Genomic DNA, 11,751 nt, shown 5'->3' with positions numbered 1-11,751 from the left:
CGGCCGGTCGACGCGGGCGCCTCGACGCCGCGCACGACCGCGCGTATCAATCAAATCGTGAACAGGAAGCCGCGCGTGGCCTCGCGCGCTCAGTTCGTGGAATGCAGCGGCGCCGTCTCGGCGGCGGTCGACCCCGACTGCGGCAGCCCGAATGCTTCGCTTGCACCGGCGTCGTCGAGCACCGCCGCGAAGATCGACAGTTGTGCGCTGTCGGGCATCGGCGCCTTCAGCGCGGCGACGATCAGCGACGACAGCCGCGCGATCATCTGCACGTCGTTCATCGTGCGGCCTTGCGAGAATTCGTCGATCAGGCTTTCCGTTTCGGCGCCCGCGAGCGCGCCGGACAGCGCGCCGATCGCGAAGTGCAGCCGCCAGCCGAGCTCGGTGCGGGGCAGGTGCGGCAGCGCGCGCTGGAAGGCGTCGAAGAAGCGGCCCGCGACGCTCGCGTAGTGCGCGGTCAGGAAGTTGCGCACGAACGGCGAAGGATCGGTGTAGGCGCGGCCGATCAGCCGCAGAAACCCCGGCCCGCCGCGTTCGGGATCGCGCGATGCCTTCAGCGCCGGAATGAACATCGCGCCGAGCACGTGCTCGCAAGTGATGTGCGTGCCGAGTTGCGCATCGAAGCGGTCGAGGATGCCGAGGCGCTCCTGGTTCAACTGGTCGAGCCGGCGCGACAGCATCGCGTGGATCAGCGCTTCCTTGCTGCCGAAGTGGTAGTTGACCGCGGCGAGATTGACCGCCGCGCGCGAGGTGATCTGCCGCATCGACATCGCTTCGAAGCCGTGTTCGATGAACAGATCCTCGGCCGCATCGAGAATGCGCGCCTTCGTCCCGCCGGTCTGCCGCGTGCCGGATGACCGCGCCCCGGACGACCGTCCCGCAGATGGCCGCCCCTCCTGACTTACTGCCATGTTCCGCCTCCCATGCCGGTTGCCCGGCCGCGAACAGGTGATTTGATTATCTGATTCAAACAGTCGTTTTTATTAAGATAAAAAAACGCGGGCGCACCGGGCAAGCGCGGAATCTGGACCAATTCCTCTAGTTCGATGTGCAGGTGCGGAAAGCGCGGCACCCGCTCCCGGCGGGGCGGGGCGCGCGCGATGATGCGATGCCGCAACGGGCGGGTTCACCCGGCGGTGGTACGCGTATTGACCGATTGCGTCATGTCGATGCCGCGCCGCTCGCGGCTGAACAGGATCAGCACCGCGATCGCGACGGCGACGATGCCGGCCACCAGTGCGAGCGCGAAGCCGTAATTGTTGTGGTTCGACACGGCGAGCGACGCCTGCATCGTCGCGTTGCCCGACGCGAGCAGGTTGCCGAGCTGGTAGACGACGCCGGGGAAGGTCGCGCGGATCTCGTCGGGCGAGATCTCGTTCAGGTGAACCGGTATCACGCCCCACGCGCCCTGTACCGAGATCTGCATCAGGAACGCGCCGGCGGCGAGCGCGATCGCGCCGCTCGAGAACGCCCACAGCGGCAGCACGGGCAGCGCGATCAGCGCGGCGATGAAGATCGCGCGGCGTCGGCCGATGCGCTCCGAGATCGCGCCGAACGACAGGCCGCCGACGATCGCGCCGATGTTCAGCACGATCGTGATCCACGATACGGTATGCGGATCGAAGCGATGCTGCTCGCGCAGGAACGTCGGATAGAGATCCTGCGTGCCGTGCGAGAAGAAGTTGAACGCGGTCATCAGCACGATCGCGTAGATCGTGAGCTTCCAGTTCTGCTTCAGCGTGGCGCCGAGGCTCGGGCGCGGGCGCTTCTCCATCTGTTTCCATGCCGGCGATTCGGGCACGTGCGCCCGCACGTACAGCACGAGCAGCGCGGGCAGCACGCCGACCATGAACATCCCGCGCCAGCCGATGTATTGGTAGAACAGGCCGAACACGACGGATGCGAGCAGATAGCCGCTCGGATAGCCGGCCTGCAGCAGCCCCGACACGAAGCCGCGCGCGTGGGTCGGCACGGTTTCCATCGTCAGCGCGGAGCCGACGCCCCATTCGCCGCCCATCGCGATGCCGAACAGCGCGCGCAGCACGAGCAGCGCGGTCAGGCTCGGCGCGAAACCCGACGCCAGTTCGAGCAGCGAATAGCACGCGATGTTGACCATCAGCGTCGGGCGGCGACCGAAGCGGTCGGCGAGCCGGCCGAAGATCAATGCGCCGAGCGGGCGCATCGCGAGCGTCAGCGTGAGCGCGAACGCGACGGCGGGAATCGTCGACGAGAATTCCGCGGCGATGTCCTTCAGCACGAAAACCATCAGGAAAAAATCGAATGCATCGAGCGTCCAGCCCAGGTAGGCGGCGATCGTGACGTTGCGTTGCTCGCGGGTCCAGCTCATGTCCGGGGTCTCCTCGTTGGCTTGCGCGCTCGCGATTTGCATGCGGATGCCGGCCCGGCGCGCGCGCGGCGCGGGGGCACTGATCGAGTGTAGGCTTGCGCGCCGCGCGAGGTGGGGCGCGATAACCGCGAATCGGGAATAATCCCTACGAAATGCACTGTTTCGGAAACGGAAACGGAACCGCGCGACGCACGCGACAGGTATCTGTATCCTTCCGGAAGGATTTTTGTATCCGTTCTGTAATGCGCTCGATGCGCAACGCCACCGCATCAGGAGTCCCGATGAATGACCGTTCCGCCGACACGTTGCCCGTGCTCGAAACCGCGAGGCTGTGGCTGCGGCCGCGCGTGTTGGCCGATCTCGATGCATGCATCGAGATGGATCGCGATCCCGAGGTCACGCGCCACATCGCGGGCCCGTGGCATGACCCCGACGAGCATCGACGCTTCGTCACGCACCGGATCACGTGCGACTATCCGCCGGGCCTCGGCTACTGGTCGATCTTCGAGAAGGCCGCGCCCGAGGTGTTCATCGGCTGGATCCTGCTGATTCCCGACTATCAGGACGCGTCGCGCGACGTCGAGATCGGCTGGCGGCTCGTGCGGGCGACGTGGGGGCGCGGCATCGCGAGCGAAGCCGCGGCGGCCGTCGTGCGGCATGCGTTCGACACCGTGCGCCTGCCGCGCGTGATCGCCGATATCGCGCAGGCCAATCTCGGCTCGCTGAACGTCGCGCGCAAGCTCGGCATGCGGCGCGTGAGCGTCGTGCACGACGGCATTCCTTACATTCGGCATCGTCTCGAACGCAACGATTTGCGCGCGTAGTGCGACGTCGTGCGCGCGGGCAGGTGTCAGAGATCGTCAAGCGGACGCACGTCGCGGTCATGAGGGATTAACGGCTTGCGCGATCAGGAGTATCGTTGCCGGAAATTCGCAACATGGGGTACGACCATGGCACTCGGCAACGACGTTCATCTCATTCCCGTCAGGCTCGACGCGCTGCGTCCGACCCAGATGACGGTCGGCTATCGCGAAGTCAAGGCGAAGCGCAAACACTGGAAGGCGCTGAACAAGCGCGCGCGCAAGGCCGCGATCGAATCGCACTGGTTCCCGGCCGTTCTCGGCCCGGACGGGCTGCACTACATCACCGATCACCACCATCTCGGCCTCGCGCTGATCGAGGAGGGCGAGGCGCGCGTGAACGCGATGCTGCTGAAGGACCTGTCGTGGCTCGACGACACGATCTTCTGGCGGATGATGGAGCACAACCAGTGGGTGCATCCGTTCGGCCCGGACGGCTCGCGGCGCGACTATGCGCATTTGCCGAAGGCGCTTACGGGGCTCGAGGACGATCCGTACCGCAGCCTCGCCGGCGAGCTGCGCACGGCGGGCGGCTATGCGAAGGACGCGACGCCGTTCAGCGAATTCCTGTGGGCCGACTATTTGCGTCAGCACATATCGCTCGACCAGATCCGCAAGAACTTCGCGAAGGCGCTCGATATCGCGCTGCAGCGCGCGCACGACCAGGACGCGCGCTATCTGCCCGGCTGGTCGGGCGTGATTGCCGTCAAACCCTGACCGGCGCCGACCGCCTCATGACGACCGCCCCGATCCGCCCCGACGCCGGCCCGCAGCGTCCGGACCATTTCGCGGCGCTCGACGCGCCGCCCGCACCGCGCATGCGGCGCGTCGGCCTCGATGCGCTGGCCGGCCTGTCGATTGCCGGCCTGCTGATTCCCGAGGCGGTCGCGTATGCGGGGCTCGCCAACCTGCCGCCGCAGGCCGGCCTGATCGCGCTGCTGTCGGGGCTCGTCGTCTATGCGCTGACGGGCAGCAGCCGCTTCGCGATCGTGTCGTCGACGTCGTCGTCGGCCGCGGTGCTCGCCGCGACCGTGCTTGCCGAATCGGGAATGGCGCTGGACGCCCAGCGTGCGCTCGCGGCCGCACTCGTCGCGATGACGGGCGTGCTGTTCATCCTGGCCGGGGCCGCGCGACTCGGCGGCATGTCGGATTTCGTCGCGCGGCCCGTGTTGCGCGGCTTCACGTTTGGTCTCGCGCTGACGATCGTCATCAAGCAGCTCCCGAAGATTCTCGCGATTGCCGTGCAGCACGGCGATGCGCCGCATGTCGCGCTCGACCTGCTCGCCGGCGCGCCGCACGCGAATCTCGCGAGCGCGGTGCTCGGCGCGACGGCGCTCGCGCTGCTGTTCGTACTCGGCCGCGGCTCGCGCGTGCCCGCGACGCTCGTCGTGATCGTGCTGTCGATCGCGGCGGGTTATGCGATCGACTGGAGGCGGTACGGAATCGCGGTCGTCGGCCATATCGATTTCCGGCACTTCGAATTCGGCTTGCCGTATCTCGACCGCAACGCATGGATGCAGACGGTCGAGCTCGCATTCGCGCTGATGCTGATCCTGTATGCGGAGTCGTACGGATCGATCCGCAATTTCGCGCTGAAGCACGGCGATACCGTGTCGCCGAACCGCGACCTCGTCGCGCTCGGCTGTGCGAATCTCGTGTCGGGCCTGCTGCACGGGATGCCGGTCGGCGCCGGCTATTCGGCGACTTCGGCGAACGAGGCGGCCGGTGCGCAGTCGCGCGTGGCCGGCCTGTGCGCGGCTGCCGTGGTCGCGCTGATCGTCTGGCTGCTGCTGCCGCAGCTCGCGCGTACGCCCGAGCCCGTGCTCGCGGCGATCGTGATCTTCGCGGTCAGCCACTCGCTGCATCCGTCCGTGTTCCGGCCGTACTGGGCCTGGCATCGCGACCGGCTCGTCGTGATCGCGTCGCTGCTCGCGGTGCTCGTGCTCGGCGTGCTGCACGGGCTGCTCGCGGCCATCGGCGTGAGCCTGCTGCTGACGCTGCGCAAGCTGTCCGAACCGAACGTCAGCGTGCTCGGCCGGCTGCGCGACAGCCACGATTTCGTCGACGTCGCGAGCCATGCCGACGCGAAGCCGGTGCCGGGCGTGCTGATCGTGCGGCCCGAGGCGCAGTTGTTCTTCGCGAATGCGGACCGGATGCTCAATCGCGTGCGTGCGCTGATGAAGGCCGCGCCGGACACACGGACCGTGATGTTGAGTCTCGAGGAAACGCCGGATGTCGACGGCACGACGATCGAATCGTTGCGCACGTTCGCGGCCGAATGCGCGGCGCGCGGGCTGCGGCTCGCGCTCGTGCGGCTCAAGGTGCACGCGCTGCATGCGCTGCGCCGCGCGGCGGACGACACGCTGCACGACGTTGCGATGTCGGAACTGAGCGTCGACGAAAGCCTGCAACTGTTGCAGGCCGGCAGTCCGCCGAACGGCAACGACGGCACGCCCGCCGCGTGACGGCGCGGCGCGTCGGCGCCGTCTATCGCGAAAGCGCGGCGCCGGCGGCGGTGCGCTCGATCATGTCGGCCACTTCCGCGGCCGTCGGCGCATAGGCACCCGCATGCGCACAGGCGACGGCCGCGCACGCGGCCGCGTAGCGCAGATGCTCGACGGCCGACGCGTCGGGCCGTGCAAGCTGGCTCGCGAGCCAGCCGCCGATGCTCGCGTCGCCGCAGCCGACCGTGTCGGCAACTTCGGTCGGGAACGCGGGCTGGAACAGCACGGTATCGCGATGCAGCAGTTGCATGCCGGCTGCGCCGCGCGTGACGAGCATCGTCGCGTCGGGCGCCCACGCGCGCAGTTGCGCGAGCGCGGCCGCTTCGTCGAATTCCGGAAACAGCCCGCGCAGATCCTCGTCGGATACCTTGATCCAGTCGGCGAGCGCGGTCAGCCGGCGTAGCGTGTCGCGATACGACGGCGCGGCCATCGGCGCGCGGAAGTTCGGGTCGAACGAGATTCGCTTGCCGGCCGCGCGCGCGGCCTGCGCGAGCGCGATCAGGCGCGACGCGAGCGGCTCGCGCACGACGCCGAGCGAGCCGACGTGCACGATGTCGGCCGCGTCGAGGGCGCCGGCGGGCAAGTCGTCCGGATCGAACGCGAGATCGGCGCTGTTTTCGCCGATGAAGAAATAGTGGGGCGGCTGCTTCGATACGACCATCGCGAGCAGCGGTGCGCGGTCGACCTGCCGGATGAAACGCATGTCGAGCCCGGCGTCGGCGCTCTTGCGCATCAGTTCGTCGCCGAAGATGTCGCGGCTCACCGTGCCGGCGAAGGCCGTCGGCGCGCCGAGTCGCGACGCGACGCGCGCGACGTTCCAGCACGAGCCGCCGGCGATGCTGTGCCAGTGCCGTGCGTCGTCGCGAATGAAATCGGTCAGCGCTTCGCCGAAAACGATCAGGCGGGGAAACGTCGTCGTCATGTTGAAACCTCGTGCCGCGGCGTCGCGCGCGGCCGTACGGCGGTTGATCCGAATCCGAACGGGCGGGCCGTGCCGACCGTCGCGCGCGGCGACGTGGCCCGGCACCGCCCGGCCTCGCGGGCGGGTCGCCGCGATCAGCGCGGGGAACTCCAGCCCTTGTAGCCCTTCACGTTGTCGCGCGTGACGAGCGTCGGCTCGATCAGGATCATCGGGTTGGCCGGCTTCTGGCCGTTCATGATCCCGTAGCCGACGTTGACGGCCTGCTGCGCCATCGCCCACGGATCCTGGCTCGACGACGCCTGCACGAGCGTGTTCGACTTCAGCGCGACCTCGATGTCGGGCGCGCCGTCGACCGACGTGATCACGATGTTCGGGCGGTTCAGCTGTTTCGCCGCGAGATCGCTGCCGATCGCCTGCGGGTCGTTGATCGTGAACACGCCGTCGAGCTTCGGAAAGCGCGTCAGGTAGCCCTGCATCGCGTTCATCCCGCCTTCGCGCGAGCCCTTGCCGTCCTGGTCGCTCGACAGCAGCTTGATGCCGGGATTCTTCGCGAGCACGGCCTTGCAGCCGTTCACGCGGTCGATCACGGCCGACACCTGCGGGCCATTCTCGATGATCACGTTGCCCTTGCCGTTCAGCTTCTTCGCGAGGTAGTCGCACGCGAGTTCGCCGGCCTTCACGTTGTTGGTCTGCACGGTCGCGTTCGCGCCGGCCGCCGCGACGTCCACCGCGACGACCGTGATGCCGGCCGCCTGCGCCTTCTTCACCGCCGGCTCGATCGCCTTCGGATCGGTCGCGTTGAGCAGGATCATGTCGACGTGCGCGGAGATGAAGTTGTCGATCTGCGTGAACTGCTTGTTCAGGTCGTAGTCGGCCGATACGGCCGTGATCTTCGCATTCGGGTTGAGCTGCTTCGCGCGCGCTTCGGCGCCTTTCACGATCGTGACGAAGTACGGGTTGCCGAGCGACCCGACCGTGACGCCGATCGATTTCAGCGGCTTGTCGGCTGCATGGGCGGCGCCGGCGCCGAAGGCGAGTGCGCAGGCGACGGCGGTCAGGGCGGCGGTGTGCTTGAACATGTCGTTGTGTCTCCGTGAGGTCTGTTGGCGAACGGGCGCAGGAGGACCGGCCTGCGCCTCGATGGTTGAGCGACGAGGAAAGGGATGTCAGGTCCGGGCCGAGTCGCGCTGGCGATAGCGGTCGAGCGCGACCGCGCCGATGATCACGAGCCCCTTGATGATGTACTGCCAGATGTCGGACACGCCGAGCAGCACGAGGCCGTTGGTCAGCACCGCGATGATCAGCGCGCCGATCAGCGTGCCGACGATCGAACCGACGCCGCCGACGAAGCTCGTGCCGCCGAGGATCACCGCGGCGATCGCGTCGAGCTCGTACGACTGGCCGAGCTGCAGGCCGTTGGCCGCGTACAGGCGCGCGGCCGACATCACCGCGCCGAGGCCCGCGAGCAGGCCCGACGCCGCATACACGAACATCTGGATCGCCCGCACGTTGATGCCGGACAGGCGCGCGGCTTCCGGGTTGCCGCCGACCGAGTAGATCCGCATGCCGAGCACCGTGCGGCGCAGGATGAACCACGAGATCGCGATCACCGCGCATGCGATCACGACGAGCCACGGTACGCCGAGGATCGAGCCGTTGCCGATGAACGCGAACGGCAGTTGCGGATTGAACACCGTCGTGTCGTTGCCGATCAGGCGGGCGACGCCGCGCACGGCCGTCATCGCGCCGAGCGTGACGATGAACGGCGGCAGGCGCAGGAACGAGATCAGCCCGCCGTTGATCGCGCCGAACACGAGGCCGACGGCGAGCGCGAACGGCACGCCGAGCCAGCCCCAGCCGGGAATGGTCGACGCGAGCAGCGCCGCGACGGCCGCGGCGGCGAGCACCGAGCCGACCGACAGGTCGATGCCGCCCGTCAGGATCACGAAGGTCATGCCGGCGGCGAGCACGATGTTGATCGACGCCTGCTGCGTGACGATCGACAGGTTCTGCAGCGTGAAGAAGCCGTCGGTCAGGAAGCCGAAGCCGACGCACAGGACCAGCAGCACCGGCAGCATGCCGGCCGTGCGGATCAGCGATTGCATGCGGGCGCGATGATCGGCGCCGCGCATCAGGGGCGTGCGGTTGGCGACCGGGTGGGCGGTCGCGGAAGCGAGGTTCCGCTGCTTGGTCGGGTTGATCATTTCGGTACCTTGAAAGAAGAGGGAAATGAAGGGGCCGTGGTCAGTGCGCGTCGGCCAGTTCGGCCTGCGAGCCGGTGGCGAGCGCGATGATCGCTTCCTGCGTGATCGGCGTATGCGTGTGGCCGCCGAGTTCGCCCGCGATCTCGCCTTCGCGCATCACGAGCACGCGGTCGGCGACGCCGATGATTTCCGGCAGCTCGCTCGAGATCACGATCACGCCTACGCCGGCACGGGCCAGTTCGTTGATGATCCGGTAGATCTCGGATTTCGCGCCGATGTCGACGCCGCGCGTCGGCTCGTCGAGGATCAGCACGCGCGGCTTCGTTTCGAGCAGGCGCGACAGCAGCACTTTCTGCTGGTTGCCGCCCGACAGCGCGCCGACGTTGACGTTCGCGTGCGGTACGCGGATCGACAGCGATGCGATCGCGTCGCGTGCGCGTTCGGCGCCGCGGGCGAGATCGAGCGCGCCGAGCCGCGCATCGCGGCTGCACACCGAGATGTTGATGTTGTCGCGCACGCTCATGTCGAGGAACAGGCCCTGGCGCTTGCGGTCCTCGGTCAGGTAGACGAGGCCCGCGTCGATCGCGTCGCGCGGCGAGTGCGCGCCGAACGTGCGCTCGCCGAGCTTCACGTCGCCGCGCACGCGCGGCTCGGCGCCGAAGATCAGCCGCGCGAGTTCGGTGCGGCCAGCGCCGACGAGGCCCGCGATGCCGAGCACCTCGCCCGCATGCAGGTCGAGGCTGCAGCCGCGCACGCGTGCGCCGTCGGCGACGTCGCGGACCGACAGCAGCAGGTGGCCGGGGTCGTACGGCGCGTGTTCCTTCTTGTAGAACCCGGAGATGTCGCGGCCGACCATCATCGCGACGAGCCGCTCGGCCGACAGCGCCGCGCGCTCCAGCGTGCCGACGTACGCGCCGTCGCGCAGCACCGACACGCGGTCGGACAGTTCGTAGATCTCCGCCATCCGGTGGCTGATGTAGATGATCGCGAGGCCTTCCTCGCGCAGCTGGCGGATCAGACGGAACAGGTGTTCGGTTTCGCGCGACGACAACGGCGTGGTCGGCTCGTCCATCACGAGGATGCGGGCGCGGGTGTGCACGGCGCGTGCGATTTCGACGAGCTGCTGTTCGGCGATCGACAGCGTGTCGACGAGCGTGTCGGGGCCGAACGGGGCGCCCAGGCGCGCGAGCACGTCCTGGCAGCCGCGCGCCATCGCCGCGCGGTCGATGGTGCCCCAGCGCCGGTTGCCGCGGCGCAGTTCGCGGCCGACGTAGATGTTTTCCGCGACGGTCAGGTTCGGCGACAGGCACAGCTCCTGGTAGATCACCGCGACGCCGGCATCGCGCGCGGCGAGCGGGCCGTCGATGTCGATGCGTTGGCCGTCGATCAGGATCTCGCCGCCTGCGTCGGCGCGATAGGCGCCCGACAGGATCTTCATCAGCGTCGATTTGCCCGCGCCGTTCTCGCCCATCAGCGAATGGATCTCGCCCGGATAGACGGTCAGGCTGACGTTGTCGAGCGCGCGCACGGCCGGGAACGTCTTGCTGATCCCGCGCATCTCGAGCAACGGACGGGGCGACTCAGATCGCGACATGGTTGACCTCCTGCGAGTCGGTGCGGGCGCCCTTGAGGATGCCGGCCCGCGGGGAGAAGTTGAAAAACATCGGCAGCGTGGCGGCGCCGATCGCGCCGGCGTCGGCGCCGAACGTGCCGCGCACGAGCACGGGCGTACCGCGCGCCTCCGGCGCGGTGGCCACGAGCGCCGCGCGCAGGCGGGTCGTGACCGCGTCGAGCAGGCCGGCGTCGGTGTCGGCGTCGATCACGACCACCGGCGCGTCGATCACGCACAGCACCGCGCGCAACGCTGGCGCGAGCGCATCGACGCAATCGTCGATCCATTCGTCGACGGCCGGCAGGCCGCGGGCGATGCATGCTTCGAGATCGGCGCGGTTCTCGACCGTTTCGCCGCGATGGCGCAGGTGGCGCACGAGTGCATGCAGCGACGCGCGCGCGAGCAGGATGTCCCATTGGCCGCGCGGCGGCGGCGCGGACGCCAGCCGGCTCGGCGGCACCGGAATCACCGCGATGTCCCCCGCATTGCCCGTCACGCCGCGCAGGCAGTCGCCGTCGATCGCGATCCCGCCGCCGATCGCCGGCCCGATGAACAGGTAGACGAAGTCGTCGCACTGCCGGCCGTATCCGTAGAACAGTTCGGCGATCGCGGCTGCGTTGCCGTCGTTTTCGCCGAAGACGGGCAGCGACAGCGTGCGACCGAGGTCGGCCGCGAAATCGACGTCTTCCCACGCGCGGAACGTGTCGGGCGCGAGGCCGAGCTCGCGCATCCACGCGCCGAGGTTGTACGGCTGCGCGACGCCGATGCCGGTCAGGCGGGCGCGTTCATGGTCGGGGAGCAGGGCCTGCATCGCGTCGATGTCGCGACGCACGATCTCGAGCACGTCGGCGGGCGGGGGAAGCAGCGTGTCATGCGAGCGGCGGCCGAGCACGTCGCCCGCGAAATTGACGAGCGCCGTCTCGATGCGCATCCGGTCGAGATGGACGCCGATGCCGAACGCGCCGCGCGGATCGAGCCGGATCAGCGAAGCCGGCTGGCCGCGCTGGCCTTCGGTGCGGCCGGCGAACTCGATCAGCTTTGCGTCGGCGAGCGACGCGATGATGCTGCCGACCGCCGTACCCGTCATGCTCGCGAGACGGGCGAGATCGGCCTTCGATGCGCTGCCCGCGCGGCGCAGCGTCTTCAGCAACAAGCGCTCGTTGTAACGGCGCACGTTGGCCGAATTGCTTCCCTGGCCGAAGTGCGGGCTTCTCATGGCGTCTCCTTCCATGTCGCACCGCTGGGCGGCGCATTAAATAAATCACGTTGATTTATTTAACCGCGCGAGCGAGAACCTGTCAG

10 protein-coding genes are annotated in these 11,751 nt (G+C 68.4%); 3 read left to right on the top strand and 7 right to left on the bottom strand.

Going from position 1 to position 11,751, the window contains the following annotated elements; all coding sequences use genetic code 11:
* Positions 1-89: 89 nt before the first annotated feature.
* Entirely contained in the window at positions 90-911 is an 822-nt protein-coding gene (locus WS96_RS04345) for a TetR/AcrR family transcriptional regulator (RefSeq protein WP_059830878.1), read from the bottom strand.
* 215 nt (positions 912-1,126) lie between these two features.
* Positions 1,127-2,347 carry an MFS transporter gene (locus WS96_RS04340; protein ID WP_059830877.1) on the bottom strand — a complete coding sequence of 407 codons (1,221 nt, stop codon included), beginning with the start codon at positions 2,345-2,347 and terminating at the stop codon, positions 1,127-1,129.
* 281 nt (positions 2,348-2,628) lie between these two features.
* Between WS96_RS04340 and WS96_RS04335 the strand changes: the two genes are divergently transcribed.
* From WS96_RS04335 to WS96_RS04325, 3 genes are all read left to right on the top strand, one after another.
* Positions 2,629-3,171 carry a GNAT family N-acetyltransferase gene (locus tag WS96_RS04335; protein WP_059830875.1) on the top strand — a complete coding sequence of 181 codons (543 nt, stop codon included), beginning with the start codon at positions 2,629-2,631 and terminating at the stop codon, positions 3,169-3,171.
* Between the two features lie 126 nt (positions 3,172-3,297).
* Positions 3,298-3,924, top strand: a complete 627-nt coding sequence (locus WS96_RS04330; RefSeq protein ID WP_059830874.1) for a ParB-like protein — start codon at positions 3,298-3,300, stop codon at positions 3,922-3,924.
* Between the two features lie 17 nt (positions 3,925-3,941).
* Positions 3,942-5,672 carry a SulP family inorganic anion transporter gene (locus tag WS96_RS04325; protein WP_059830872.1) on the top strand — a complete coding sequence of 577 codons (1,731 nt, stop codon included), beginning with the start codon at positions 3,942-3,944 and terminating at the stop codon, positions 5,670-5,672.
* 22 nt (positions 5,673-5,694) lie between these two features.
* Here the strand turns inward: WS96_RS04325 and WS96_RS04320 are convergent, their stop codons facing one another.
* From WS96_RS04320 to WS96_RS04300, 5 genes are all read right to left on the bottom strand, one after another.
* Positions 5,695-6,633, bottom strand: coding sequence for a carbohydrate kinase family protein (locus WS96_RS04320; RefSeq protein WP_059830930.1), 939 nt, complete (start codon positions 6,631-6,633; stop codon positions 5,695-5,697).
* A gap of 134 nt (positions 6,634-6,767) precedes the next feature.
* A complete protein-coding gene (locus tag WS96_RS04315; RefSeq protein ID WP_059830871.1) occupies positions 6,768-7,712 on the bottom strand; it encodes an ABC transporter substrate-binding protein in 945 nt (314 codons plus the stop codon).
* A gap of 87 nt (positions 7,713-7,799) precedes the next feature.
* Complete coding sequence (locus WS96_RS04310; protein ID WP_034207155.1) at positions 7,800-8,837, bottom strand: ABC transporter permease subunit; 1,038 nt, start codon at positions 8,835-8,837, stop codon at positions 7,800-7,802.
* Positions 8,838-8,877: 40 nt separating this feature from the next.
* Positions 8,878-10,431, bottom strand: coding sequence for a sugar ABC transporter ATP-binding protein (locus WS96_RS04305; RefSeq protein ID WP_059785527.1), 1,554 nt, complete (start codon positions 10,429-10,431; stop codon positions 8,878-8,880).
* Entirely contained in the window at positions 10,418-11,665 is a 1,248-nt protein-coding gene (locus WS96_RS04300; protein ID WP_059826768.1) for an ROK family protein, read from the bottom strand. Before WS96_RS04300 ends, WS96_RS04305 begins: the two co-directional genes overlap by 14 nt.
* Positions 11,666-11,751: the final 86 nt, after the last annotated feature.

Origin of the sequence: Burkholderia sp. MSMB1835, from assembly GCF_001526365.1 — a bacterium.
In the GTDB taxonomy this organism is placed as follows: Bacteria; Pseudomonadota; Gammaproteobacteria; order Burkholderiales; family Burkholderiaceae; genus Burkholderia.
The sequence above is the reverse complement of the archived record's forward strand: the minus strand, read 5'-3'. Positions and strand labels throughout refer to the sequence as shown.

Coding starts and splice junctions, on each gene's coding strand:
- WS96_RS04325 (WP_059830872.1), top strand. CDS start 3,942: ATGACGACCGCCCCGATCCGCCCCGACGCCGGCCCGCAGCGTCCGGAC.
- WS96_RS04330 (WP_059830874.1), top strand. CDS start 3,298: ATGGCACTCGGCAACGACGTTCATCTCATTCCCGTCAGGCTCGACGCG.
- WS96_RS04300 (WP_059826768.1), bottom strand. CDS start 11,665: ATGAGAAGCCCGCACTTCGGCCAGGGAAGCAATTCGGCCAACGTGCGC.
- WS96_RS04315 (WP_059830871.1), bottom strand. CDS start 7,712: ATGTTCAAGCACACCGCCGCCCTGACCGCCGTCGCCTGCGCACTCGCC.
- WS96_RS04310 (WP_034207155.1), bottom strand. CDS start 8,837: ATGATCAACCCGACCAAGCAGCGGAACCTCGCTTCCGCGACCGCCCAC.
- WS96_RS04340 (WP_059830877.1), bottom strand. CDS start 2,347: ATGAGCTGGACCCGCGAGCAACGCAACGTCACGATCGCCGCCTACCTG.
- WS96_RS04305 (WP_059785527.1), bottom strand. CDS start 10,431: ATGTCGCGATCTGAGTCGCCCCGTCCGTTGCTCGAGATGCGCGGGATC.
- WS96_RS04335 (WP_059830875.1), top strand. CDS start 2,629: ATGAATGACCGTTCCGCCGACACGTTGCCCGTGCTCGAAACCGCGAGG.
- WS96_RS04320 (WP_059830930.1), bottom strand. CDS start 6,633: ATGACGACGACGTTTCCCCGCCTGATCGTTTTCGGCGAAGCGCTGACC.
- WS96_RS04345 (WP_059830878.1), bottom strand. CDS start 911: ATGGCAGTAAGTCAGGAGGGGCGGCCATCTGCGGGACGGTCGTCCGGG.